General features: G+C 56.4%; 25 protein-coding genes. 10 read left to right on the plus strand and 15 right to left on the minus strand.

Going from position 1 to position 23,988, the window contains the following annotated elements:
- Positions 1-4: 4 nt before the first annotated feature.
- The 6 genes from ACUTQW_RS22660 to ACUTQW_RS22685 all read left to right on the plus strand — a co-directional run bounded on the left by ACUTQW_RS22660 (position 5) and on the right by ACUTQW_RS22685 (position 5,426).
- Positions 5-490, plus strand: coding sequence for a phage tail protein (locus tag ACUTQW_RS22660; RefSeq protein WP_033644295.1), 486 nt, complete (start codon positions 5-7; stop codon positions 488-490).
- Entirely contained in the window at positions 487-1,656 is a 1,170-nt protein-coding gene (locus ACUTQW_RS22665; protein ID WP_197780992.1) for a phage late control D family protein, read from the plus strand. Before ACUTQW_RS22660 ends, ACUTQW_RS22665 begins: the two co-directional genes overlap by 4 nt.
- A gap of 79 nt (positions 1,657-1,735) precedes the next feature.
- The gene (locus tag ACUTQW_RS22670; RefSeq protein ID WP_033643461.1) at positions 1,736-1,954 is read left to right on the plus strand and encodes a DNA-binding transcriptional regulator; all 219 of its coding nucleotides are present in this window, start codon (positions 1,736-1,738) and stop codon (positions 1,952-1,954) included.
- Positions 1,955-2,155: 201 nt separating this feature from the next.
- Complete coding sequence (gene fieF, locus ACUTQW_RS22675; RefSeq protein ID WP_006328866.1) at positions 2,156-3,058, plus strand: CDF family cation-efflux transporter FieF; 903 nt, start codon at positions 2,156-2,158, stop codon at positions 3,056-3,058.
- Positions 3,059-3,289: 231 nt separating this feature from the next.
- Positions 3,290-4,252 carry a 6-phosphofructokinase gene (pfkA, locus tag ACUTQW_RS22680; protein ID WP_004953227.1) on the plus strand — a complete coding sequence of 321 codons (963 nt, stop codon included), beginning with the start codon at positions 3,290-3,292 and terminating at the stop codon, positions 4,250-4,252.
- A gap of 184 nt (positions 4,253-4,436) precedes the next feature.
- The gene (locus ACUTQW_RS22685) at positions 4,437-5,426 is read left to right on the plus strand and encodes a sulfate ABC transporter substrate-binding protein (RefSeq protein ID WP_004953224.1); all 990 of its coding nucleotides are present in this window, start codon (positions 4,437-4,439) and stop codon (positions 5,424-5,426) included.
- Between the two features lie 66 nt (positions 5,427-5,492).
- Here ACUTQW_RS22685 and tpiA read toward each other — a convergent pair whose 3' ends face one another.
- Positions 5,493-6,260 (minus strand): triose-phosphate isomerase, encoded by a 768-nt coding sequence (gene tpiA, locus ACUTQW_RS22690; RefSeq protein WP_004953219.1) that lies wholly within the window; start codon positions 6,258-6,260, stop codon positions 5,493-5,495.
- A gap of 127 nt (positions 6,261-6,387) precedes the next feature.
- Positions 6,388-6,978 carry a DUF1454 family protein gene (locus tag ACUTQW_RS22695; protein ID WP_006328853.1) on the minus strand — a complete coding sequence of 197 codons (591 nt, stop codon included), beginning with the start codon at positions 6,976-6,978 and terminating at the stop codon, positions 6,388-6,390.
- A 200-nt stretch (positions 6,979-7,178) separates the two neighbouring features.
- Here ACUTQW_RS22695 and ACUTQW_RS22700 point away from each other — a divergent pair, with 200 nt between their 5' ends.
- Positions 7,179-7,604, plus strand: a complete 426-nt coding sequence (locus ACUTQW_RS22700) for a DUF805 domain-containing protein (protein WP_006328852.1) — start codon at positions 7,179-7,181, stop codon at positions 7,602-7,604.
- An 8-nt stretch (positions 7,605-7,612) separates the two neighbouring features.
- Here the strand turns inward: ACUTQW_RS22700 and fpr are convergent, their stop codons facing one another.
- Entirely contained in the window at positions 7,613-8,359 is a 747-nt protein-coding gene (fpr, locus tag ACUTQW_RS22705; RefSeq protein ID WP_004953210.1) for a ferredoxin--NADP(+) reductase, read from the minus strand.
- Positions 8,360-8,362: 3 nt separating this feature from the next.
- Entirely contained in the window at positions 8,363-8,986 is a 624-nt protein-coding gene (locus ACUTQW_RS22710; protein WP_004953208.1) for a helix-turn-helix transcriptional regulator, read from the minus strand.
- A gap of 296 nt (positions 8,987-9,282) precedes the next feature.
- Here ACUTQW_RS22710 and emrD point away from each other — a divergent pair, with 296 nt between their 5' ends.
- Positions 9,283-10,467 (plus strand): multidrug efflux MFS transporter EmrD, encoded by a 1,185-nt coding sequence (gene emrD / locus ACUTQW_RS22715; protein ID WP_004953205.1) that lies wholly within the window; start codon positions 9,283-9,285, stop codon positions 10,465-10,467.
- A 32-nt stretch (positions 10,468-10,499) separates the two neighbouring features.
- Here the strand turns inward: emrD and glpX are convergent, their stop codons facing one another.
- From glpX to ACUTQW_RS22730, 3 genes are all read right to left on the minus strand, one after another.
- Positions 10,500-11,510: a class II fructose-bisphosphatase gene (glpX, locus tag ACUTQW_RS22720; RefSeq protein ID WP_006328849.1), complete on the minus strand. Its 1,011-nt coding sequence runs from the start codon at positions 11,508-11,510 to the stop codon at positions 10,500-10,502.
- A 129-nt stretch (positions 11,511-11,639) separates the two neighbouring features.
- Positions 11,640-13,148 carry a glycerol kinase GlpK gene (gene glpK, locus ACUTQW_RS22725; RefSeq protein ID WP_006328848.1) on the minus strand — a complete coding sequence of 503 codons (1,509 nt, stop codon included), beginning with the start codon at positions 13,146-13,148 and terminating at the stop codon, positions 11,640-11,642.
- Between the two features lie 43 nt (positions 13,149-13,191).
- Positions 13,192-14,037 (minus strand): MIP/aquaporin family protein, encoded by an 846-nt coding sequence (locus ACUTQW_RS22730; RefSeq protein WP_004953195.1) that lies wholly within the window; start codon positions 14,035-14,037, stop codon positions 13,192-13,194.
- A 539-nt stretch (positions 14,038-14,576) separates the two neighbouring features.
- Between ACUTQW_RS22730 and zapB the strand changes: the two genes are divergently transcribed.
- The gene (gene zapB, locus ACUTQW_RS22735; protein WP_004953193.1) at positions 14,577-14,816 is read left to right on the plus strand and encodes a septal ring assembly protein ZapB; all 240 of its coding nucleotides are present in this window, start codon (positions 14,577-14,579) and stop codon (positions 14,814-14,816) included.
- A 57-nt stretch (positions 14,817-14,873) separates the two neighbouring features.
- On the opposite strand, the gene rraA is transcribed toward zapB, so the two are convergent.
- The 7 genes from rraA to priA form a co-directional block, all read right to left on the minus strand.
- On the minus strand, positions 14,874-15,359 hold the full coding sequence (gene rraA, locus ACUTQW_RS22740; protein WP_004953191.1) for a ribonuclease E activity regulator RraA: 486 nt from the start codon (positions 15,357-15,359) through the stop codon (positions 14,874-14,876).
- A gap of 75 nt (positions 15,360-15,434) precedes the next feature.
- The gene (locus tag ACUTQW_RS22745; RefSeq protein ID WP_006328846.1) at positions 15,435-16,352 is read right to left on the minus strand and encodes a 1,4-dihydroxy-2-naphthoate polyprenyltransferase; all 918 of its coding nucleotides are present in this window, start codon (positions 16,350-16,352) and stop codon (positions 15,435-15,437) included.
- A 93-nt stretch (positions 16,353-16,445) separates the two neighbouring features.
- Positions 16,446-17,780, minus strand: coding sequence for an HslU--HslV peptidase ATPase subunit (gene hslU, locus ACUTQW_RS22750; RefSeq protein WP_004953188.1), 1,335 nt, complete (start codon positions 17,778-17,780; stop codon positions 16,446-16,448).
- A 12-nt stretch (positions 17,781-17,792) separates the two neighbouring features.
- A complete protein-coding gene (hslV, locus tag ACUTQW_RS22755; RefSeq protein WP_004953184.1) occupies positions 17,793-18,323 on the minus strand; it encodes an ATP-dependent protease subunit HslV in 531 nt (176 codons plus the stop codon).
- Between the two features lie 102 nt (positions 18,324-18,425).
- On the minus strand, positions 18,426-19,394 hold the full coding sequence (gene ftsN, locus ACUTQW_RS22760) for a cell division protein FtsN (protein WP_006328844.1): 969 nt from the start codon (positions 19,392-19,394) through the stop codon (positions 18,426-18,428).
- Between the two features lie 65 nt (positions 19,395-19,459).
- Positions 19,460-20,488 (minus strand): DNA-binding transcriptional regulator CytR, encoded by a 1,029-nt coding sequence (cytR, locus tag ACUTQW_RS22765; protein ID WP_006328842.1) that lies wholly within the window; start codon positions 20,486-20,488, stop codon positions 19,460-19,462.
- Positions 20,489-20,777: 289 nt separating this feature from the next.
- On the minus strand, positions 20,778-22,973 hold the full coding sequence (priA, locus tag ACUTQW_RS22770; protein WP_006328832.1) for a primosomal protein N': 2,196 nt from the start codon (positions 22,971-22,973) through the stop codon (positions 20,778-20,780).
- A 201-nt stretch (positions 22,974-23,174) separates the two neighbouring features.
- Between priA and rpmE the strand changes: the two genes are divergently transcribed.
- Entirely contained in the window at positions 23,175-23,390 is a 216-nt protein-coding gene (rpmE, locus tag ACUTQW_RS22775) for a 50S ribosomal protein L31 (RefSeq protein ID WP_004953176.1), read from the plus strand.
- Between the two features lie 78 nt (positions 23,391-23,468).
- On the opposite strand, the gene metJ is transcribed toward rpmE, so the two are convergent.
- Positions 23,469-23,786, minus strand: coding sequence for a met regulon transcriptional regulator MetJ (gene metJ / locus ACUTQW_RS22780; RefSeq protein WP_006317756.1), 318 nt, complete (start codon positions 23,784-23,786; stop codon positions 23,469-23,471).
- Positions 23,787-23,988: the final 202 nt, after the last annotated feature.

A 23,988-nucleotide genomic window follows, 5' to 3' on the forward strand; every position in this document is an offset into this window, starting at 1 on the left:
GCTGATGATGCTGATTCTTGGGCTGTTTGTGTTCCAGTTGCAGACGGTGCCGTATCAAACGCTGGCGCGTTCGGTAGATTATCGCTGGCCGTCAAACAGCCGTGTCGGCCAGCGGCCTGCGCTGCAATTTCTTGGCGTGAACGAGGAAAAAATCACGCTCTCCGGCGTACTGCTGCCTGAAATCACCGGCGGCAAAATCTCAATGCAACTGCTCGATGCGATGGCGGCCGAGGGCAAGGCGTGGCCGCTGCTGGAAGGGACTGGCACCATTTACGGCATGTTTGTCGTGAACAGCGTCAGCGAAACCCGCACGGAGTTTTTCTCCACCGGCAGCGCGCGCCGCATCGAGTTTACACTCACGCTCACGCGCGTGGATGAATCCTTTACGGCCATGTATGGCGATTTGCAGGCGCAGGCCGAGGGGATGCTCGGTCAGGTGAGCGAGCTGGCGGCCAAGGCGGGGAACATGGCGGGAGGGCTGCTCCAATGATTACCGGGATGACGCTGGATGCCGGAGCAACCATCGCCCCGGCGTTTATGCTCAAAATGGGCGACAAGGATATCACGCACGATATCAGCGCCCGCCTGCTCTCCCTGACGCTTTCGGACAACCGCGGATTTGAAGCTGACCAACTGGATATTGCGCTGGACGACGCCGACGGTCAGGTCATGATGCCCGGCCGAGGCGCAGTGCTGTCGCTTCATCTTGGCTGGCAGGGGGCGCCATTGTTCAACAAAGGCAACTTTACCGTCGACGAGATAGAGCATCGGGGAACGCCTGACACGCTGACTATTCGAGCCCGCTCCGCTGATTTTCGCGGTTCGCTCAATGCCCGCCGGGAAGAGTCTTATCACGACACGACACTCGGTGCGGTGATTGGCAAAATTGCCGAGAGGAACAAGCTGACCGCCCGCGTTGCGAAAGAGCTGGCCGGGGTTAAAGTTCCGCATATCGACCAGTCGCAGGAGTCCGACGCCAAGTTTTTGACGCGACTTGCCAGCCGCAACGGGGCGGAGGTGTCGATAAAAGCCGGGAGGTTGCTATTTATCCGGGCTGGTAATGGCGTTACCGCCAGCGGTAAGCCGATACCGCAGATGACCATTGAGCGCCGTGACGGTGACCGACATCAATTTGCGATTGCTGACCGGGCCGCATATACCGGCGTGACGGCGAAATGGTTGCACACCAAAGACCCGAAGCCGCAAAAGCAGCGGGTCAAGCTCAAACGCAAACCGAAGCCGCAGCACCTGCGCGCGCTGCAACACCCCAAGGCAAAGCCGGTTACTGCCAAGAAGACGGCGACCAAGCCGAAAGAGGCGAGGGAAGGGGAGTACATGACCGGCGAGGCCGATAATGTGTTTGCCATCACTACCGTCTATGCCAGCAAGGCGCAGGCGATGCGCGCCGCACTGGCGAAGTGGGACAAGTTGCAACGTGGTGTTGCGGAGTTTTCTATCAGTCTCGCCATGGGGCGCGCAGATTTATATCCGGAAACGCCGGTAGCGGTGAAGGGGTTTAAGCGCGTCATAGATGAGCAGGCGTGGACAATCACTAAGGTGACCCATTCACTCAGCGATAACGGCTACACGACGGCGTTAGAGCTTGAGGTGAAGCTTTCTGATGTGGAGTACGAGGAGGAAATCCAACAAGATTAAATCGATAATAATCCATTGATATTAAAGATAAAAAGTCTAAAATCACTTTATCAATGTTGAATGGTGGAGGTGATAAATTATGTTTCATTGCAATATCTGCGGAACTGCTGCACACGCTCGTTCAAGTCGTTATCTCAGTGAGAACACCAAAGAGCGCTATCACCAGTGTCAGAACATCAATTGCAGCCATACATTTGTCACCATGGAAACCATCGAGCGCACCATTATGAAGCCCGGCCATGTGGTGCCGGTACTGCCGCACCCAAACAATTACGGTCAGCAAAGCATGCTGATGTAGCAGAACGAAGAAGCCCCGGAAATCCGGGGCTTTTTTTCGATGTGGTCAACGTGTGGACGTTGGTAGAGATAAATCCTTTTATCTCAGTTGGATAGTTAAGAAATTAGGGCACCATCCCTGTCTTCCCCGCCATGATGGCGGGGCTTTTTTTGCCCGTCATTCCGTTATACTGACCCTCTCATGTTTTACCCAAGGTGGGTTATGGAACCGCAATATGCGCGTTTGGTGAAGTCCACCGCGTTAGCTGCCACCGTGTTGGCCTCCACGCTGTTACTGATAAAAATTGTTGCCTGGTATCGCACCGGTTCGGTGAGCCTGCTGGCTGCGCTGGTGGATTCCCTGGTGGATGTTGCCGCGTCGCTGACTAACCTGCTGGTGGTGCGTTACTCGCTGCAACCGGCCGATGAGGAGCACACCTTCGGGCATGGTAAGGCGGAGTCGCTGGCGGCGCTGGCGCAAAGCATGTTTATTTCCGGCTCGGCGCTTTTTCTGTTTCTGACCGGTTTTCAGCATCTGTATTCGCCGGGAACCTTGCGTGACCCCGGCATAGGTATTGCCGTGACAATCGTTGCGTTGGTCAGCACCCTGATCCTGGTCACATATCAGCGTTGGGTGGTAAGAAAAACTCGCAGCCAGGCCGTGCGAGCAGATATGCTGCATTATCAGTCAGATGTCATGATGAATGGTGCTATTCTTATTGCGCTTGGGCTAAGCTGGTACGGTTTCCAGCGGGCAGATGCGCTGTTTGCATTGGGAATTGGCGTCTACATTCTCTATAGCGCGCTGCGGATGGGCTATGAAGCGGTACAATCGCTGCTGGACAGAGCATTGCCGGATGAGGAGCGCCAGGCGATTATCGATGTAATCTCTTCCTGGCCGGGGGTGAAAGGCGCGCACGATCTGCGCACACGCCAGTCCGGCCCGACGCGTTTTATCCAGTTGCATCTGGAAATGGACGATGATCTGCCGCTGATGCAGGCGCACATTCTGGCCGAACAGGTGGAGCAGGCGCTGTTGCACCGTTTTCCGGGGGCGGATGTCCTCATCCACCAGGACCCTTGTTCCGTGGTGCCATCGGGCCGGCAGGGGCATTGGGAGCTATAATTCATGCAGGGCGGTCAGGATAAGTACGGCAGGCGAATAACGAGTTAGCTCAGCGTGCCATGTCGATTTTTTACCGTAATATTGCGTGACTTGAATCAATTCAGCTGGGTGTTTTTGTTATAATATCCAGCAATAAAGCCGTAACGCTGGTTTTCTGCAGCCGGAGAGGTTCCAAGGCAATCGGCGAATACAGAATTCTTAAGAAATTGCATCTACAGTTCAGAGGTAGTCATGATCAAGAAAATCGGTGTACTGACGAGTGGCGGTGATTCGCCGGGTATGAATGCTGCGATCCGTGGCGTTGTGCGTGCCGCGCTTTCGGAAGGTCTGGAAGTTTTTGGTATTTACGATGGCTACCTTGGTTTGTACGAAGATCGCATGGAACGGTTGGACCGCTATAGCGTGTCCGATATGATCAACCGCGGTGGCACCTTCCTCGGTTCAGCGCGTTTCCCTGAGTTCAGAGACGACAGCGTGCGTGCCAAGGCGATTGAAAACCTGAAGAACCGTGGTATCGATGCGTTGGTGGTGATCGGCGGCGACGGTTCCTATATGGGGGCCAAGCGCCTGACGGAAGAAGGTTTCCCTTGTATCGGCCTGCCGGGCACCATTGATAACGACGTGGCCGGTACCGACTACACCATCGGCTTCTTCACCGCGCTTGAAACCGTGGTCGAAGCGATTGACCGTCTGCGCGATACCTCATCTTCGCATCAGCGTATTTCCATCGTTGAAGTGATGGGGCGCTATTGCGGCGATCTGACGCTGGCGGCGGCCATCGCCGGCGGCTGTGAATTTATCGTGTTGCCTGAAACCGAATTCAACCGCGAAGACCTGGTTTGTGAAATCAAGGCCGGCATCGCCAAAGGCAAAAAACACGCGATCGTGGCGATCACCGAGCACATCTGCGATATCGATGAACTGGCGCGCCATATCGAACAAGAAACCAAGCGCGAAACCCGTGCTACCGTGCTGGGGCATATTCAGCGCGGCGGTTCGCCGGTGGCTTACGATCGTATTCTGGCTTCCCGCATGGGCGCTTACGCCATCGAACTGCTGTTGCAAGGCTACGGTGGCCGTTGCGTCGGTATCCAGAACGAGAAGATGGTGCATCACGACATCATCGATGCGATCGAAAACATGAAGCGCCCGTTTAAGGGCGACTGGTTGGATACGGCGAAAAAACTGTATTGATCCCCGTCCAGCCCAGCAGTCACAGCCTCCGCATGCGGGGGCTTTTTTTTGTCCGGCGCGTTTATATTCCATAATCGTCTAGCCCAAAATTTTTAATTCTTTAATTGGTGGGAGAGTTTCTGGCAGGCTCTGATGCTAAATCAACCGATTGAGGTTGCGATTATTTTCCTGGGAGAGCGAGTCGATGCGTAAATGGGGTGTAGGTCTGACAATAATGCTGCTGGCGTCCGGTGCCATGGCGAAAGATATCCAACTGCTGAACGTTTCGTACGACCCGACGCGTGAGTTCTATCAGGAATACAACACCGCATTCGGTAAGTACTGGCAGCAGCAAACCGGCGATAAAGTGACGGTGCGTCAGTCGCATGGCGGTTCCGGCAAGCAGGCCACCTCGGTGATTAACGGTATTGAGGCCGACGTGGTCACACTGGCGCTGGCCTATGATGTGGATGCCATCGCCGAGCGTGGGCGCATCGATAAAGACTGGATTAAACGTCTGCCGGACAACTCCGCGCCTTATACCTCGACCATCGTGTTCCTGGTGCGCAAAGGCAACCCAAAACAAATTCACGACTGGGCCGATTTGATTAAACCGGGCGTGTCGGTGATTACACCGAATCCGAAAACCTCCGGCGGTGCTCGTTGGAACTATCTGGCTGCCTGGGGTTACGCGCTGCACCACAACAATAACGATAAAGCCAAGGCGCAGGAGTTCGTGAAAAATCTGTATAAAAACGTTGAAGTGCTGGATTCCGGTGCGCGTGGCTCAACCAATACCTTCGTCGAACGCGGTATCGGTGATGTGCTGATTGCCTGGGAAAATGAAGCGTTGTTGGCGGAAAAAGAGCTGGGCAAAGACAAGTTTGAAATTATCACCCCGAGCGAATCGATTCTGGCAGAGCCGACCGTCTCAGTGGTAGATAAAGTGGTCGATAAGCGCGGCACTCGCGATGTGGCTACGGCTTACCTGAAGTATCTGTATACGCCGGAAGGGCAGACCATCGCGGCGAAAAACTACTATCGCCCGCGTGATGCGGCGGTGGCGGCCAAATTTGCCGACCAGTTCCCGAAACTGAAGCTGTTCACCGTGGATGATACCTTCGGCGGCTGGACTGAAGCGCAGAAGGTGCACTTTGCCACCGGCGGCGTATTCGACGAGATCAGCAAGCGCTGATGCTTTTGTGACTGCAATAAAAAACCCCGGCATGCCGGGGTTTTGTTATTTATGAGCCGAATGAAATCAGGCTTTTTTAGCGGCTGCAGCGGCTTTGACGATCACGGCGAAAGCGTCAGCTTTCAGTGATGCGCCGCCAACCAGCGCGCCGTCGATGTCCGGCTGGGTGAACAGCTCGGCAGCATTCTTATCGTTTACAGAACCGCCGTACTGGATGATCACTTCTGCAGCTACGGCTGCGTCCTGCTTGGCGATGTGATCGCGGATAAATTTGTGTACTGCCTGTGCTTGCGCAGGCGTAGCTGACTTGCCGGTACCGATGGCCCAAACTGGCTCATAAGCGATAACGGTACCTTTGAACGCTTCAGCGCCCTGGGTTTTCAGCACGGCGTCGATCTGGCGTGCGCAAACTTCTTCGGTTTTACCCGCTTCGTTTTCTGCATCGGTTTCACCGATGCACAGCACCGGGATCAGACCGGCCGCTTTCAGCACGGCAAATTTTTCGGCGATCGCAGCGTCGGTTTCTTTGTGGTAAGTGCGACGTTCGGAGTGGCCGATGATGATGTATTGCGCGCCTACATCTTTCAGCATGTCAGCGGAAACTTCGCCGGTGAATGCACCGGACAGGTTCACGTCTACATTTTGAGCGCCCAGAGCAATGCGGCTGCCGGCCAGAGCGTGCTTGGCCTGATCCAGGTACATCACCGGCGGTGCGATAGCCACGCCACAACCGTCAACGCTGCTCAGTTCATTGCGCAGAGCGGCAATGAGTTCGTTAACCATGTGAGTGCTGCCGTTAAGCTTCCAGTTACCCATAACTAATGGATGACGCATGTTTTTTCCTCCAACAAGGGAACGCGAGAGTCGAAATAACCACTGCCGGACCGGCAGTTTACCTGGCCAACAGTATAGAGATGATTAAGCGCGAAGGCTTTGCTTTTCGTCATTAAATACCCAGCTGTTAAGGCTCGGATAACGCCAGCTTAACCGGTTCAACAGCGAAAGTTACCCCTTTATCGCCGTTGTCCGATACCACGTAGCGGATCGCGCCGACCTGCTGTTGGTAGAAGCGTGAGCCTTTGCCCTTTTCCAACAGGCTGGTCACTTTCGCCAGACTTTGCTCCACCGTCAACGCAGGTTCAAATTGGCGCATCAGCGCGGCCATGTAGCTGACGGCAACGCTGCGAGCGGCTTTCTCTTCGCTGCTTTGTTGCAGCGGCAGGTGAGTGATCTGCAGCGTTTTGATTTTACCGGTGCCTTTTTCCAGCGCGGTGGAGGCATAGAGGTTTTCATTCAGCTTGCTGGCGGCACGCGTCAGCAATGGCGAGTCGTCTTCTGCGGTTGCAATGGCGCGAAATTCGCCGATCGGCAGCGTTGGATTATCGCGATTGTATTTTTCGCGGAATATTACCACCGTCAGATCAAACGTCGGCGCGCCGGCCAGCAGGTAAGGTGCGGTGGGCGACGCACTGGCGGCGGCATCCGGTGGATCGGCCCAGGCACTGCTGATACCCAGCAACAGGCAGGCGATGGCGATGGATTTTCTCAGCATGGCATACACGGCATCAAGAACAAAGATGGCTCCGATTAAAGCGATAACCGAGGGGGATTGTCAAAGATCCCGCGCCATTATCGCTCGCTGACAGGAAAGCTGTGCGTTACTCCGCGTAATGCAGGGCGTAAATCTCCGCCCGGCGGAGCCTATGTTACACTGCGCGACAGAATATGGGCAGGCTAAGAGCGCAGGAATCGATGACGTTACAGCAGTGGTGTTTTTCTTTTAAGGGCCGTATCGGGCGGCGTGACTTCTGGATTTGGATGGGTGCCTGGCTGGTATTGATGGCCGTCGCCTTTACGCTGGCGAATTACCAACTGGTGGCTATCCAGTCGATAGCGTTCTTTATCGTTGCGTTGCTGTGGCCAACTGCGGCGGTGCTGATCAAGCGCTTGCACGATCGCAACAAGGCCGGCTGGTGGGCGCTGCTGTTGATTCTGGCGTGGATGCTGGCGGCGGGCAATTGGCAGATGCTGGCGCCAATCTGGCAGTGGGGCATCGGGCGTTTTATCCCGACGCTGATTCTCGTGATGATGATGATTGATCTGGGCGCCTTTGTCGGCACCCCAAGGAACAACCGTTTCGGCCCGGAAGCCGAGCCGGTCAGGTTCCGCAGGAAATAAGCCTGCGGTTACCAGTAATGCTCGCTGGTCATATGGCCCGGCTTGCGGCGCAGATGTTTACGCATCTGCCGCTGATCCTTCAGCGTCTGCTGGGTGTCTCGCACCATCTGCGGGTTACCGCACAGCATGACGTGGCAGGTTTCGGCATCTAGGGGCAGCCCCACCGCCGCTTCCAGCCGGCCGTCTTCGATCAGCGCCGGCACGCGCCCGGTCAGTGAACCTGCGGCGTCTTCGCGGCTGACGACGGTCTGAATGCGCAGCTTACCGTTGTAGCGCTGCTGCAATTGCTGCATCAGCGGCAGGTAGCTGAGATCGCGCGCAAAGCGGGTGGCATGCACCAGCACCAAATTTTTGAAGCGTTCCAGGTCTTTGCCTTCCTGCAGGATGGACAGGTAAGGGCCGATGGCGGTACCGGTCGCCAACATCCACAGGGTGTCGCACTCCGGCACTTCTTCCAGCACGAAGAAACCGGCGGCCTCTTTGGTCACCATCACTTCCGATCCCGGTCGCAGTTGATTGAGCCGCGGGCTCAGTTTGCCTTCCGGCACGGTGACCAGGTAAAACTCCAGATTCGGATCGCTGGGCGCATTGACGTAGGAATAGGCGCGCTGCACGCGCTCACCGTCAACTTCCAGCGCCAGTTTGGCAAATTGCCCGGCGGTAAAGGTATCAATAGGGGCATGGACGGTAATGCTGAACAGCCCGTCGGTCCATTGCTCTACCTGCGTAACCTTGCCATTAACCCAGTCAGCCATACTCTAAAGCTCCAATGGTCGAATCAAATAAGCGCAATGTCGTGAGCCGGAAATGGCATGCGCAGCGCGTTCTATTCGGTAGCCGTGGCCAAACAGGCGGTGAAACAACCGCAGTTCCGAGTTGCACAGGTTGCTGCAGACGGTGGCCGCCACGCCGATCGGGCAGTGGTTTTCCACCAGCAGCATGCCCTGCGGATGTTCGAACAGTTCGGCCATGTAGCCATCGTGCTGCCGCAGGCGCACCAACCGGGCGAGTTTGCCTTGATGGCTGCGTTCTTCCGACAGCTCTTTGGCATAGCGCTGATAGAGCTTTTCTTCCCGTTCGCTAATCAGCTGTTCCACACCTTCGGCGCCAAACAACTGATGGGCAGACTCCAGTAACGCCGTGGCAAGCGTATCGTGGCAATCGGCGAACTCAGCGTGGCCTTGCTGGGTCAGCGACCAGTAACGCGTTGGGCGGCCTACTTTGGTACGCGCTTCTTCGTAACAAACCAGCTCACGTCTTTCCAGGGATTGCAGATGCTGACGGATACCCATTGGGGTGATGTCCAGACGCTCAGCCAGCATTTTGGCGGAATGCGGCCCCAAGGTTTTCAACTGCAATAAAATCAGCTCTGGTGTTTTCATGAACCAAATCCCTATGGTGTTATTTTATTTCAAGATGATGAAAATAATTATCGATTAAATGCTAAAGCCAAATTACGACGATCTCGCCATTTTTACCCCTTAAGCGTTAGACGTACAGTTTAATTTACGAGGTTGGTTGCCTTTGCTGCCAGTGTGACCGGGATCAATATCTGTCTGAAACTCGCTAAAAAAATCAGATTTGTTAGCTTATGCCGCCATAGAGGGCTGCTCGCCGTTCTGACTCAATCCGGAGTCATGCCGGGACGCTGTGACGAGTTAATACGCTAACGAAGACAATGAGAAAAATAGACAATTTTCACCTGCTGGTGATGCTCACCCTGTTGGTGGCCGTCGGTCAGATGGCGCAAACCATTTATGTTCCTGTCATTGCCGACATTGCCCGAGATCTGTCGGTGCGCACCGGTGCGGTGCAGCGCGTGATGGCGGCGTATCTGATGACCTATGGCTTTTCACAGCTGATTTACGGCCCGCTGTCGGACCGCATTGGCCGCCGCCCGGTGATCCTCGCCGGGATGATGATTTTCCTGATTGGTGCCCTGGGCGCGTTCTTGTCCAATAGCCTGACGATGCTGGTTGCCGCCAGCGCCATTCAGGGAATGGGCACCGGCGTGGCGGGGGTGATGGCGCGTACCATGCCGCGTGACCTGTATGCCGGGACCTCACTGCGCTATGCCAACAGCCTGCTCAATATGGGCATTCTGGTGAGCCCGCTGCTGGCGCCGATTATCGGTGGGGCATTGGCGATGATATTCGGCTGGCGCGCTTGCTACGCTTTCCTGTTGGCGCTTTGCGCCGGCGTTGCCTTCGCCATGTTCCGCTGGCTGCCGGAAACCCGGCCGCAACAGACAGAAAAACGGCGCATGCTGGCGAGTTTCGGCAAGCTGCTGGCCGACGGCACTTTCAGCTGTTATCTGGTGATGCTGATCGGTGCACTAGCGGGGATCGCGGTGTTCGAGGCCAGCTGCGGCGTGCTGATGGGCGGCGTGTTGGGCTTGAGCGGGCTGACCGTCAGTATCCTGTTTATCCTGCCGATCCCTGCCGCGTTTTTCGGTGCCTGGTACGCCGGCCGTGACGGCAAAACCTTCCACAGCCTGATGTGGCATTCGGTCATCAGCTGTCTGCTGGCAGGTCTGATGATGTGGATCCCGGGTTGGTTTGGCGTGATGAACATCTGGACGCTGATCGTGCCGGCGGCGCTGTTCTTTTTCGGCGCAGGGATGTTGTTCCCGCTGGCTACCACCGGCGCGATGGAGCCATTCCCCTATCTGGCGGGTGCGGCGGGCGCCTTGGTGGGCGGTATGCAGAATATGGGCTCGGGTTTGGCGACCTGGCTCTCCGCCATGCTGCCGCAGACCGGGCAGTTCAGCCTCGGCCTGCTGATGTTTGCGATGGCGCTGCTGATTTTGCTGTGCTGGTGGCCGTTGTCAAATCGTCTCCAGCATCAGGGGCATACCGCATAAAACCAACAGGGCGCCAATGGCGCCCTGTTGAATTACAGCAAGAACTCGTGCAGCGCCGGATCTTTACGGTCCAGATAATGGGTTGAGCGAATGCGGCGGATAGTGCGGGACTTACCACGGATCAGCAAGGTTTCCGTGGTGGCCATATTGCCCTGGCGGCTAATGCCTTCCAGCAGATCGCCCTTGGTGATGCCGGTGGCGGAGAAAATGACGTTGTCGTTGCGCGCCATTTGGTCCAATACCAACACCTTGCCGGCCTCAATCCCCATCTCGTTGCACCGCGCCAGTTCTTCTTCGCCGATGCGGCGGTTCTCGGCGCTGTCGCCTTTCACCTGATGACGCGGCAGCAGTCGCGCCTGCATATCCCCGTCCAGCGCACGGATCACCGCAGCGGAAATCACCCCTTCAGGTGCGCCGCCGATACCGTACATCACGTCGACTTCGCTTTCCGGCAAGCAGGTCAGGATGGAGGCCGCTACGTCGCCGTCGGGGATAGCGAAGACCCGCACCCCGAGCTGTTGCATCTGCGCGATAACGCCGTCGTGGCGCGGTTTGGCCAGAATGACCACCGTCAACTGCGCCAGCGGCTTGTTCAGTCGGGCTGCGACCTGGTTCAGGTTTTCTGCCAGCGGCAGATTGAGATCGATAGCGCCGCGCGCCGCCGGGCCTACCACCAGCTTTTCCATATACATGTCCGGCGCGTGCAGGAAGGTGCCGCGATCGCCCACCGCCAGCACGGCCAGCGCGTTGGGTTGGCCCATGGCGGTCATGCGGGTGCCTTCGATGGGGTCGACCGCGATATCTACCGCATCGCCCTGCCCGCTGCCGACGTGCTCGCCGATATACAGCATGGGCGCTTCATCAATTTCGCCTTCGCCGATCACGATGCGGCCATCGATATCCACTTTATTGAGCATAATGCGCATTGCGTTGACCGCAGCGCCGTCGGCGGCATTCTTGTCGCCGCGTCCCAGCCATTTGTAGCCCGCCAGCGCGGCGGCTTCGGTAACGCGGGAAAATTCGATGGCTAATTCACGTTTCATGGCAAAACCCGTTGTGAGAAAGGAAGAAAATATCGGCAAAGTTTATCACAGCAGGGCGGCAGCGGGCGGGGCAAAAAAACGCGCCGCCCGGGGGCAGCGCGTGATTCGGTCAACAAAGCAAAGGGGGGGTTAGTCGTGATCTTCCCATGCCTGGGCGCGGGCAACCGCTTTTTTCCAGCCGCTGTAGCGGAAGTTACGCTCGGTGGTTTCAATGCTTGGGCGGAACTCACGCTCGATAACGGCTTTGCTCTTCACCTCATCCAGATCGTTCCAGTAACCAATGGCCAGGCCCGCCAGGAAGGCCGCACCCAGAGCCGTCGATTCTCGCACTTCAGGGCGCTCAACACGGGTACCGAGGATGTCGGACTGGAACTGCATCAGGAAGTTGTTGGCCACTGCGCCACCGTCCACACGCAGCGACTGCAGGCGGGTGTTGGAGTCGGCCTGCATGGCGTCGAGCACGTCGCGCGTCTGGTAGGCGATGGACTCCAGCGTGGCGCGGATGATGTGGTTGCTGTTCGCACCGCGGGTCAGGCCGAAGATGGCGCCACGGGCATACGGGTCCCAGTAAGGGGCGCCCAGGCCGGTGAAGGCCGGTACGACGTAGACGCCGTTGCTGTCTTTCACCTTGGTGGCGAAGTATTCGGAGTCGGCCGCATCGCTGATCAGTTTCAGCTCATCGCGCAGCCACTGGATAGAGGCGCCGCCGATAAATACCGCGCCTTCCAGCGCATAGTTCACTTCACCGCGTGGGCCGCAGGCGATGGTGGTCAGCAGGCCGTGGCTGGATCGCACCGCTTCTTTGCCGGTGTTCATCAGCAGGAAGCAACCGGTGCCGTAGGTGTTTTTCGCCATGCCCGGTTGAACGCACAGTTGGCCGTACAGCGCCGCCTGCTGGTCGCCGGCGATACCGGCGATAGGAATACGCGTGCCGCCTTTACCGCCGATATTGGTCTGGCCGTACACCTCGGAGGATGGACGGACTTTCGGCAGCATGACGCGCGGAATGTCCAGCGCTTCCAGCATGCGATCGTCCCAGTCCAGCTCATGGATATTGAACATCATGGTGCGCGAGGCGTTGGTGTAATCGGTCACGTGCACCCGCCCCTGGGTCATTTTCCACACCAGCCAGGTGTCGACGGTGCCGAACAGCAGCTCGCCGCGTTTGGCGCGTTCACGGGCACCTTCAACGTTATCGAGGATCCACTTCACCTTGGTGCCGGAGAAGTACGGGTCGACCACCAGGCCGGTGTTGTGACGAATGTACTCTTCCAGGCCATCGCGCTTGAGCTTTTCGCAGATGTCGGCGGTGCGGCGACATTGCCAGACGATGGCGTTGTAAATCGGCTTGCCGGTCTCTTTTTCCCACACGATGGTGGTTTCACGCTGGTTGGTGATGCCGATGCCGGCAATCTGATCGGAGTTGATGTCGGCTTTTGCCAGCACTTCCACCAGCGTGGAGCTTTGTGATGACCAGATCTCCATCGGATCGTGTTCAACCCAGCCGGCTTTCGGGTAAATCTGCGTGAACTCGCGCTGAGATACCGCAACAATATTGGCATCGTGATCGAGCACTACGGCACGTGAACTGGTGGTTCCCTGGTCGAGAGCGACAATGTATTTTTTTTCTACTGTCATGATCTTAATCCTGCTGTTGTTAACCGTTTTAAAACTGTGTCAATCACGCTTTGCGCTGTTGGGCCTTGGTAGCGGGTTCTTCTTCCTCTACGCAAACATCGCACGGCAGATGGCGGCCAATCAGGGCGCGGTAGCCGAAGGCACCCAGACCGGCACCGAGGATAGGGCCAAAGATTGGCACCAGGAAGTACGGGATATCACGTGCCCCGGTGAAGGCCACTTTGCCCCAACCTGCCAGATAAGCGAACAGTTTCGGGCCGAAATCACGCGCCGGGTTCAAAGCAAAGCCGGTCAATGGTCCCATGGAGGCGCCGATAACGGCAATCAGAATACCGATCAGCAGCGGTGCCAGCGGGCCACGTGGAATACCGTTGCCGTCGTCGGTCAGCGCCAGAATCAGGCACATCAGAATCGCGGTAATCACCGTTTCCACCAGGAAGGCCTGGCCGACGGAGATGTGCGCGTTAGGATAAGTGGAGAAGATACCGGCCAGAGCAAGACTCTCGTCGCTGCCGCGGACCATATGGTTGGCCGCTTCGAAATCGAAGAACAGGTTGTAATACAACCCGTAGACCAGGGCTGCTGCGCAGAAGGCTCCGGCGATCTGCGCGACAATGTAAGGGAGTACTTTGCGTCCGTCAAAGCAGGCGAACAACCACAGCGCGATAGTGACGGCCGGGTTAAGGTGCGCACCGGAGATGGCAGCAGTCAGATAGATGGCCATGGCAACGCCCAGGCCCCAAATGATGCTGATTTCCCACTGGCCGAAGCTGGCGCCCGCCAGTTTCAGTGCGGCAACGCAGCCTACGCCAAAAAAGATCAACAAACCTGTGCCGAGGAACTCGGCGATACACTGGCCTTTTAGGGTCGGACTGGTGGTTTGGCTCATAATGTTGTTGTCCTGCAAAACGGCGGTTATAGGTTTATAGGCTCACTGTGCTAATCCACTTGGCCTATGGGTACAGTTTTTTTCATCTCGTCCAATTATTAATTGAGGACGTGATGTAAATTTATCGTTAACGAACATAAACGAGAAATAGCGAAATCAAAATGTGTGTGCTTCGTCATAAAATTGAGCGAATTCGCGTCGTCTGGTGTTCTTTCTGCGCCATGAAAGTGTGATCTGACCAGTGGTTTTCCCACCAATTGTTAACAAACCCTTTTTTGTTCGACGGGCATTTTCAGTTTTTGCTGATAGTGAGGGCAGGAAAATTGCAACAGACTGCGCGATGAGCCGGTATGTTGCTAGACAGTCGGGGACAGGCTACTTACAATCGTTTTTATCGAAAGAACCGTTTTATCGAGACAGGCGCGTTTTTTCAATAAAAGCGCGTGTCACTTGGCGCGATGCATATTCGCAGCGGTTGCAACCTGAGTTGCGGCCGTTAGCTATAGATGTACGCCTTGCTATCATGAGGGGACTGAAGAATGTCATTTGAAGTATTTGAGAAATTGGAAGCAAAAGTTCAGCAGGCGATCGATACCATCACCCTGCTGCAGATGGAAATTGAAGAACTGAAAGACAAAAACAATACTCTGTCTCACGAAGTTCAGGCTGCTTCAGGCAACCACGAATCTCTGGTGCGTGAAAATCAGCAACTGAAAGAAGAGCAGCACGTATGGCAAGATCGCCTGCGCGCGCTGCTGGGCAAAATGGAAGAAGTTTGATTCCCTGATGCCAGAATCGAAAAGGGCGCCTTAGGCGCCCTTTTTCATCTCTGCGGGTTACTCGATATCGAGCGGGTCCTCAGACAGAATGATCCCGGTATTGTCGGCATAGAGATGATCGCCGGAGAAGAAGGTGACGCCGCCAAAGTTAACGCGAATATCGCTTTCGCCGACGCCTTCACTGATGGCGCCCGCCGGAATGGCCGCCATCGCCTGAATGCCGATGTCCAACTCTTCCAGATCCTCTACCTGGCGCACTGCACCGTAAACCACGATGCCTTCCCATTCGTTCTGGGTTGCCAGACGCGCCAGCTCAGCGTTGATCAGTGCGCGACGCACCGAGCCGCCACCGTCGATCAGCAGGACGCGGCCACGGCCGTTCTCCTCGAGCAGATCGAATAACAGGCCGTTATCCTCAAAGCATTTCACCGTAGTGATTTGCCCGCCAAATGAAGTACGCCCGCCAAAATTGGAGAATAGAGGTTCAACAACGTTCACCTCTTCATGATAGATGTCGCAAAGTTCGGAAGTATCGTATTTCATAGGATTTTACGTCTGTTTGCCGCTGGAATAATCAGTATATCCCTTTATTCGCCCTGTTGGCAAAATCATCAGTTTTTAACTGAGCGCCACGCCGATGGCGAACAATACGTTGGCCAGCAGCGCCGCCTTGACCATATGTTCCAGCATCGGCCGCATGCCGGCCGGGGTCGGATCGCGCAGTACGCGCAGGCCATGACGCACCAGCAGCGGGATAGCCAGCACAAACAGCCAACCCCACAGGCTATGCAGATTAAGCAGCGTAAACAGCGCAAAACACGCAACCGCGCCAATCAGCAGCAGGGCGTGGTAGTAGCGCGCCTTCTGCGGGCCGAGCCGCACCGCCAGGGTATTTTTGCCGTTGGCGCGATCGCTTTCGATATCGCGCAGGTTATTGATATTGAGTACCGCGGTTGCCAGCAGACCGCAGGCGGTGGCCGGCAACATCACTATGCTGTCAAAAGCGTGGGTTTGCAGGTAGTAGGTGCCCGCTACGCTCAGCCAACCAAAGAACACCAGCACCGAAATATCGCCCAATCCCAGATAACCGTAAGGCTTGTTACCTACGGTGTAGGTAATGGCGGCGACGATAGAAAGCCCGCCCAGCACCAGAAAGCCTATGACGTCGCTGGGCTGCTCACAGGCCACGGCGATCAGCGAACAACCGGCGATGGCAATCAATACCACCGTCACGACCAGCGCGCGTTTCATCTGTGCCTGGGTGATCATGCCTTTCTGCATGCCGCGTAGCGGTCCGATACGATCTTCCTTGTCGCTGCCTTTTACCGCATCGCCATAGTCGTTCGCCAGATTGGAGAGAATTTGCAGCAGACCGGCGGTCAGCAGTGCCAGCAGCGCCACGCCGGGTTTCAGGCTGTCATGCAAGGCGGCAATGGCGGAGCCGACCACGATCGAGGCAAAGGCCAGCGGCAGGGTGCGCGGTCGTAAACTTTCAAGCCAGGCTCTGGCCGGGGAGGTGGAAGTTGATGAGCTCATTTTTCGCTTCAGAGTAAGTGGCTGTGTCCGTTAGAAATAATTGTGGGAGGCAATGCCTCCCACACAGATGACCGACAGGACATGATTGAGCGATTATAGGATAAAACGACTCAAATCTTCATCCGCTACCAGTTCATCCAGATGATTACGCACGTAATCCGCATCAATTGTAATGGATTGGCCGTTAATTTCACTCGCATCGTAGGAAATATCTTCCATCAGACGCTCAAGCACGGTGTGCAGACGGCGCGCGCCGATGTTTTCGGTGCTTTCGTTAACCTGCCACGCGGCTTCGGCGATGCGGCGGATACCTTCGGCGGTGAACTCGATATTGACGCCTTCGGTGCCCATCAACGCTTTGTACTGCTCGGTCAGCGAGGCGCTTGGCTCGGTCAGGATACGCTCGAAATCTTCGGTGGTCAGCGCCTGCAATTCAACGCGGATCGGCAGGCGACCCTGCAGTTCCGGGATCAAATCCGACGGGCTGGCGGTCTGGAATGCGCCGGAGGCGATAAACAGAATGTGATCGGTTTTCACCATGCCGTGCTTGGTGGAAACGGTACAGCCTTCCACCAGCGGCAGAAGATCGCGCTGCACGCCTTCGCGTGACACGTCCGGGCCGGAGCTTTGACCACCGCGCTTACAGATTTTGTCGATCTCGTCGATAAACACGATGCCGTGTTGCTCAACCGCTTCGATCGCCTGCTCTTTCAGCTCTTCCGGGTTCACCAGCTTGGCGGCTTCTTCTTCGATCAACAGCTTGAAGGCTTCTTTGATCTTCAGCTTGCGCGGTTTGTGCTTCTGGCCGCCCAGATTCTGGAACATCGACTGCAGCTGATTGGTCATCTCTTCCATGCCCGGAGGCGCCATGATTTCCACGCCCATTGGCGCAGAAGCCAGATCGATTTCAATCTCTTTGTCGTCCAGCTGGCCTTCACGCAGTTTCTTGCGGAATGCCTGACGCGCGGCCGACGGCTCTTGATGTTCTTCCGGCTGACCCCAGTTGTTTTTGGCCGGTGGGATCAGGACGTCGAGAATGCGTTCTTCCGCCATCTCTTCGGCGCGGGTGCGGTTTTTCTCGATCGACTGCAGACGCACCATTTTGATCGCGGCGTCGGTCAGATCGCGGATGATGGAATCCACTTCTTTACCGACATAACCTACTTCGGTGAACTTGGTGGCTTCTACCTTGATGAAGGGGGCATTGGCCAGCTTCGCCAGACGACGGGCGATTTCAGTTTTACCGACGCCGGTCGGGCCGATCATCAGAATATTTTTTGGCGTAACTTCATGACGCAGCATCTCATCGAGCTGCATCCGGCGCCAGCGGTTACGCAGGGCGATGGCAACGGCACGTTTGGCCTTGTTCTGGCCGATAATGTAGCTGTCCAGCTCGCTGACGATCTCGCGCGGGGTCATTTCAGACATGGTATTCGATCCTTACGCTTTGGAAGGCAATTCTTCGATGGTGTGGAAATGGTTGGTGTAAATACAGATGTCACCGGCGATGTTGAGGGATTTATCAACGATTTCGCGGGCGCTCAGCTCGGTATTTTCCAACATCGCACGAGCGGCAGCCTGGGCGTATGGGCCGCCGGAACCGATCGCAATCAAATCATTTTCAGGCTGGATCACGTCACCGTTGCCGGTGATGATCAGCGAAGAGTGTTCATCCGCCACGGCCAGCAGCGCTTCAAGCTTGCGCAGCATGCGGTCGGTACGCCAGTCTTTAGCCAACTCAACGGCCGCTTTAACCAAATGGCCCTGGTGCATTTCCAGCTTGCGCTCGAACAGCTCAAACAGCGTGAAGGCATCCGCAGTGCCACCGGCGAAACCGGCAATCACTTTGTCGTTATACAGGCGACGCACTTTCTTGACGTTGCCCTTCATTACCGTATTGCCCAAGGTGGCCTGGCCATCGCCACCGATCACTACCTGGCCGTTGCGGCGTACGCTTACAATTGTTGTCACGAGCAGACCCTCGTTGAAGACGGAAAGAAGCCCTCGCAGCGTCTGCTTGCGCAGACACTACGAGGCATATTGAGAGTATAGATGGGGGGGGATTGACGCTTTTCAACCCCCAACGGCGAGGGGAATGCAACTTGACATGCCAGCGCCCTTCAGACGCGATAGGGTTTTGTCCGCTGTTGCGCGGCTGCTGTAGGGGCCGAGCACCACGCGATTCCAACCGCCGCCGGCGGTGATGCGGCTTTCGATACCTTCAAACGCCAGGCGCGCACGGACGGATTCCGCCTGATCGGTGGCACGGAACGAACCGCATTGCACCATCCACTTCTGTTTCTGCTCAGGCTTGGTTTCCTGCTTGGCCGTTTCCTGTTTCACTTCCGGCTTGGTTTCCGGTTTTGCCTCAGGTTTTGGCTGCGGTTTAGGCTCAGGCTGCTTAACCTGGACCGGCGGCGGCGTTACCGGCTGCGGCTTGGGTTTGGGTTGAGCCTGCTGCTGGTGCTGTTGCACCGGCGCCGTGGTTGCGCCGTTGTTAAACGGATTACGCGGCTGGGTAACCTGTGGTTGCTGCACCTGTTGCTGAACTTGCTGCTGCATTTGTTGTTGCTGCACCTGCTGCTGGCGGCTGTTGCCGCGCGCCGCGGCTTGAGAAGGATCGTTATACGGCACTTCATTCAACTGCGTTGGGCGCTGTTGCATATCCGCCTGCATTTGTTCCAGCAGTTGGCGTTGTTCAGTGGTCAACTGAGTCTTGGAGTTGACTTCGCCGCCGGCCGTTGGCTCGGTCGGGGTCTGCACGCCAATCTGGCGGTTCTCCAGCTCTTTGATATAGCGCCAGCGCTCTTCCGGCTTCGGCGGCAGGCCATTGCCAGGGCGGTTGCTGTGTGCAGGTAACAACGGTACATCGTCCGGTTTATTGTGCGTAATGAAATAGAGGCCACCGATAAAGATCACCAGAAGTGCTACGGCTAGCGCCAGCACGGTTTTGGATACTTTCGGAGAACTGCTCTTTTTACGGCTGGGGGTTTTGCGCCGCGCTCCTGTGCGCCCACGGCCTACATAGTCTTTTTGTGCCACTATTATTCCGCTGTGTCCTGATGAGGAGATAAGTCCTGCATGTTACTGAACCCTAAAATATTTGACTAGCGTTTAGGGGCAGCGGTGCTGCCTCTGATAATTAATTCACTGTCCAATAGCCGGGAGCCACTTGGTACTGTCTGTCCGTGCAGTTGTTCCAACAACAGCAGCATCGCTTGCCGGCCGATCTCATAGCGCGGTTGAGCCACCGTGGTTAACGGCGGATCGCAATACTGCGTCAGCTTGATGTCGTCAAAGCCGACGATGGAAAGGTCCTGCGGTACTCGCAGCCCCATTTTTTTCGCCTGTGACAGCACGCCGATTGCCATGACGTCACTGTGGCAGAATATTGCCGTCGGGGGTTTTGGTTGCGCCATCAGCGCTGTCAGCGCCTGCGCACCGGCTTCGTACGTGAAATCACCCCGGGTAATATAGCTGCTTTCGACGTTAATGCCATTACGACGTAGCGCCTGAATGTAACCTTGCAGCCGATAATGGCTGAGAGGCATCTGTTCCGGTCCGGCGACACAGGCGATTTGCTTGTGTCCGAGCTGGTGCAAATAATGTACAGCCTCAAAGGCGGCGGTCAGGTTATCGATGTGTACCGTCGGCAGTTCCAGCTCCGGGGCAAACTCGTTGGCCATCACCATCGGCGGCAGATTGCGCTGCTCTTCCTTGCTGGCGTCGAAGGGCAGGTTGGAGCCGAGCAGCAGCATACCGTCGATTTGCTTGGTGATAATCAGATTGACGAAGGTTCGTTCCTGCTGGTTTTGCTGAGCGCAATCGCCAATCAGCACCAGATAGCCTTGTTGCGCCGCAGTCTGCTCGATCCCCTGGATCACGTCGGCGAAGAACGGATCGCAAATGTCGGGGACGATCACCAGAATGGTACGGGATTCATTGCGCTTGATATTGCGCGAGAGGGCATGAGGAGAGTAGCCCACGGCCAAGACGGCCTGCTCCACTTTCTGACGCGTCGGCGTTGACACCTTCTCCGGGTTCATCAGCGCGCGCGACACGGTTGCCGTTGAAACGCCCGCCATCTCGGCAACGTCTTTCATGGTTGCCATGGGTAATTCTTTCTTGTGTTCCAACGCCTTTCTCCTTGCGTTAGCCCCATGCCAACGCGACTACTGCAGTTTGCTCACAAATTTTGGCGTACGGTGGTGTTGTTATCATTTAGCGCCATCCGCATTCGAACATTCTGTCACGGTGCTACTTTAGGTGCCAAAATTGCCTTGGCAGACATTCTAAACAGAATATGTCCCGCCTTTGTTACCTAATTTGCATAAAAAGTGTGACCCAGGAAGGTTTTTTAGCGTTCGCTCGCAATTTCAAGGGTAAACGTTTGCCTTGCCTGAACTGAATCAGACTTTTCCGGGTTCAGCTATCTATCGGATCGACGTCCAGCGTCCATTTCACCTTACGTGCCTGTGGCAGTGTACCGATCAACGGCAACGAGCTTTTCATCAACTGTTGCAGCACGCGTCGCGAAGGGTGCTGCAACAGCAGTTGCCAACGGAAGCGGCCGCCGCGTTTTGACTGCAATGCCGGGACGGGCCCCATGACCCACAACGAGTCGTCTTTCAGCGGGCTGGCTTCCAGCAGGTTGCGCAACTGCTGCAGGAACAGCGGCGCCTGTTGGTTATCGTGATCTTCCGAACGCACGATGATATGGCTGGTGTAGGGTGGCAGGAAGACGCTGTTGCGTTCCGCCAGCGTCTGTTTGGAAAAGGCCTCGTAGCCCTGCTGCAACAGAATTTGCAGCAGCGGGTGCTCCGGGTGGTGAGTCTGCAAAAGGACTTCACCCTGTTTGCCGGCGCGGCCTGCACGGCCGGAGACCTGGGTATACAGTTGGGCAAAGCGTTCAGCGGAACGGAAATCAGCCGAAAACAGCGCGCCGTCGACGTCCAGCAGGGCGACCAGCGTCACGTCCGGGAAATGGTGACCTTTTGCCAACATCTGGGTGCCGATCAAAATGCGTGAGCCACCACGGTGAATATCCGCCAGATGCTGCTCGAGCGAGCCCTTGCGGCTGGTGGTGTCTCGGTCAATACGGGTGATCGGCGTTTCCGGGAACAGCGGCGCCAGTTCGTTTTCCAATTGCTCGGTACCGACGCCGACCGAGACCAGGTGCGTTGAACCGCATTGCGGACACTGGTGCGGTACCGGCCGCTGGCTGTCGCAGTGGTGGCAGCGCAGTTGGCGATGGTTCTGATGGAAGGTGTAGTAATGATCGCAGCGTTGGCATTCGGCAATCCAGCCGCACTCGTGGCACAACAACGCCGGCGCATAGCCGCGACGGTTAAGGAATAACATCACCTGATTGCCGGCTTTCAGGTGGTGCTGCATGCTTTTCAGCAAAGGCTGCGACAGACCCACCTTCAGCGGCAGGCCTTTCAGGTCGATCAGATGCTGCGCCGCCGGTTTGGCGTTGCCCGCGCGCTGGGTGAGCTTGAGTTGACGGTATTTACCCAGTTGCACGTTGTGCAGCGTTTCCAGCGCCGGCGTGGCGGAACCCATGACCATCGGGATGTTCTCTTCCCGGGCGCGGAACACCGCCAGATCGCGTGCGTGGTAGCGCCAGCCTTCCTGCTGTTTATAGGAGCTGTCGTGCTCTTCGTCGATAATGATCACGCCCAGGCGTGAGAACGGAGTAAATAGCGCAGAGCGGGTGCCTATGACAATCGCCGCTTCACCGCTGCGGGCGCGCAGCCATACCGCCAGCCGTTCGCTGTCGTTGAGGCCGGAGTGCAGTACGTCTACCGGCGCATTGAAGCGCTCGCGAAAGCGGGCGATGGTTTGCGGCGTCAGGCCGATTTCCGGCACCAGCACCAGCGCCTGCTTGCCCATGGCCAGAATGTTTTCCAGCACGCTGAGATAGACTTCTGTCTTGCCGGAGCCGGTGACCCCAGCCAGCAGCCAGGCGGCAAACTGATCGTCTTCGCTGCGGATCGCACCCACGGCGGTGGCCTGCTCGGTATTCAGCCGCAGCCGTTCGCCGAGCACTGCAAAACCCGGTCGCCAGTCCTGCGTCGCCAAAGTCTGAGCCCGTAAGTCGATCAGCCCTTTGGCGCGCAATGCCTGTAGTGCGCTCTCGGTCAGTTCAAGTTCGCTGACCTGGTGGCGATACACCGGGCGTTGCAGCAGCGCGGCTAGTGCCTGTTGTTGTTTGGGGGCGCGTTTCAGGCTTTCCGGCGGCGTGGCGCGGCCCTGTTCAGTGGCGAACCATTGCCACAGCGGCGCGGCTTCAGCCGGTTTGCCTTGCCTCAGCAGGATCGGCAGCGCGTGGAACAGCACTTCGCCGATAGGATAATGATAATAGTCGCTGGCCCAGCGAAGAATGCGCCACAGGCTGGGGGAGAACAGGGAGGCGTTGTCGATGATGCTGTCGATGGGCTTGAGCTTATCCAGCGGCAGTTCGCTGGTGTCGCTGCTGCCGGTGACGATGCCGATTGCCCGTTGCTTACCCCAGGGTACGCAAACGCGCGCGCCGGCTACCGGCTGCAGGCCTTGCGGCAGCAGATAGTCGAAGGTGCGGGCGAGGGGAACCGGTAAAGCAACGTGTACAACGGGCATGTGGCGGCCATCCAGATGGAAAAAGTGTCGGGTAGTTTACACTGCGGGCCGCAAAATGTACGGTTCCAATTGCGCGCTACATTGAATTTCTGTATAGTTTGCCGCCTTTGGTATAATCCGATACCAAAATATATTATCAACCACGTGTGGTGTCTGGCGAAACAGGGCTGGATAGCGACACGGCCTTAACTGAGGTTTCCCATGAAACAAGGTATCCACCCAAAATACGAAGAAGTTACTGCTAACTGCTCTTGCGGTAACGTGATCAAAATCCGCTCTACCGTGGGTCACGATCTGAACCTGGACGTTTGTGGTCAATGCCACCCGTTCTACACTGGCAAGCAGCGTGACGTTGCTACCGGTGGCCGCGTTGACCGCTTCAACAAGCGTTTCAGCGTACCAGGCGCTAAGAAATAATATTTCTTACCGTCAGATGAAAAAGGCGCCTTCGGCGCCTTTTTTCGTTTCTGCCTCCTGCTTTCGCAGGCCGACCTGTTAGTATTCCCAGGTATCGGGATCCACACCCAATTCACGCATCAGCACTTTTGCGGCTTCCGGGATTTCATCGCTGCGTTCTTTGCGCAGGTCTTCATCGTTCGGCAGCGGCTGGCCGGTAAAAGCATGCAGGAATGCTTCGCACAGCAATTCGCTGTTGGTGGCGTGGCGCAGGTTATTGACCTGGCGACGAGTCCGCTCATCGGTGAGGATTTTCAGGACCTTCAGCGGAATGGATACCGTGATTTTTTTTACTTGCTCGCTTTTTTTACCGTGTTCAGCGTAAGGGCTGACATACTCGCCGTTCCACTCAGCCATGGGACACCTTAAATTTGTCAGAAAAATTACAAAATTCTAAAAACCGGCCAATTATGCCCGATCTTCACTGTTCTCACTAAATAAATGTCAATTTTACGCGACCAGGGTCACTGTATGCTCAAGATCAATAGGTGTCGCCTATGCATTTCGCGTTAACATCGTATCGTCATATCAAACCGGCATAATTTTAGCGGGTATTACC

It is taken from the genome of Serratia sp. TSA_7 (genome assembly GCF_052692135.1).

Excerpts from the sequence above, each read along its gene's own strand:
- ACUTQW_RS22730 (WP_004953195.1), bottom strand. The coding sequence starts at position 14,037 with ATGAGCCAAACCACCAGTCCGACCCTAAAAGGCCAGTGTATCGCCGAG.
- ACUTQW_RS22700 (WP_006328852.1), top strand. The coding sequence starts at position 7,179 with ATGACGTTACAGCAGTGGTGTTTTTCTTTTAAGGGCCGTATCGGGCGG.
- rraA (WP_004953191.1), bottom strand. The coding sequence starts at position 15,359 with ATGAAATACGATACTTCCGAACTTTGCGACATCTATCATGAAGAGGTG.
- tpiA (WP_004953219.1), bottom strand. The coding sequence starts at position 6,260 with ATGCGTCATCCATTAGTTATGGGTAACTGGAAGCTTAACGGCAGCACT.
- ACUTQW_RS22670 (WP_033643461.1), top strand. The coding sequence starts at position 1,736 with ATGTTTCATTGCAATATCTGCGGAACTGCTGCACACGCTCGTTCAAGT.
- hslU (WP_004953188.1), bottom strand. The coding sequence starts at position 17,780 with ATGTCTGAAATGACCCCGCGCGAGATCGTCAGCGAGCTGGACAGCTAC.
- rpmE (WP_004953176.1), top strand. The coding sequence starts at position 23,175 with ATGAAACAAGGTATCCACCCAAAATACGAAGAAGTTACTGCTAACTGC.
- ACUTQW_RS22745 (WP_006328846.1), bottom strand. The coding sequence starts at position 16,352 with ATGAGCTCATCAACTTCCACCTCCCCGGCCAGAGCCTGGCTTGAAAGT.
- fieF (WP_006328866.1), top strand. The coding sequence starts at position 2,156 with ATGGAACCGCAATATGCGCGTTTGGTGAAGTCCACCGCGTTAGCTGCC.
- ACUTQW_RS22695 (WP_006328853.1), bottom strand. The coding sequence starts at position 6,978 with ATGCTGAGAAAATCCATCGCCATCGCCTGCCTGTTGCTGGGTATCAGC.
- ACUTQW_RS22685 (WP_004953224.1), top strand. The coding sequence starts at position 4,437 with ATGCGTAAATGGGGTGTAGGTCTGACAATAATGCTGCTGGCGTCCGGT.
- glpX (WP_006328849.1), bottom strand. The coding sequence starts at position 11,510 with ATGAAACGTGAATTAGCCATCGAATTTTCCCGCGTTACCGAAGCCGCC.
- pfkA (WP_004953227.1), top strand. The coding sequence starts at position 3,290 with ATGATCAAGAAAATCGGTGTACTGACGAGTGGCGGTGATTCGCCGGGT.
- ACUTQW_RS22665 (WP_197780992.1), top strand. The coding sequence starts at position 487 with ATGATTACCGGGATGACGCTGGATGCCGGAGCAACCATCGCCCCGGCG.
- priA (WP_006328832.1), bottom strand. The coding sequence starts at position 22,973 with ATGCCCGTTGTACACGTTGCTTTACCGGTTCCCCTCGCCCGCACCTTC.
- glpK (WP_006328848.1), bottom strand. The coding sequence starts at position 13,148 with ATGACAGTAGAAAAAAAATACATTGTCGCTCTCGACCAGGGAACCACC.
- metJ (WP_006317756.1), bottom strand. The coding sequence starts at position 23,786 with ATGGCTGAGTGGAACGGCGAGTATGTCAGCCCTTACGCTGAACACGGT.
- fpr (WP_004953210.1), bottom strand. The coding sequence starts at position 8,359 with ATGGCTGACTGGGTTAATGGCAAGGTTACGCAGGTAGAGCAATGGACC.
- ACUTQW_RS22660 (WP_033644295.1), top strand. The coding sequence starts at position 5 with ATGATGCTGATTCTTGGGCTGTTTGTGTTCCAGTTGCAGACGGTGCCG.
- ACUTQW_RS22710 (WP_004953208.1), bottom strand. The coding sequence starts at position 8,986 with ATGAAAACACCAGAGCTGATTTTATTGCAGTTGAAAACCTTGGGGCCG.
- zapB (WP_004953193.1), top strand. The coding sequence starts at position 14,577 with ATGTCATTTGAAGTATTTGAGAAATTGGAAGCAAAAGTTCAGCAGGCG.
- emrD (WP_004953205.1), top strand. The coding sequence starts at position 9,283 with ATGAGAAAAATAGACAATTTTCACCTGCTGGTGATGCTCACCCTGTTG.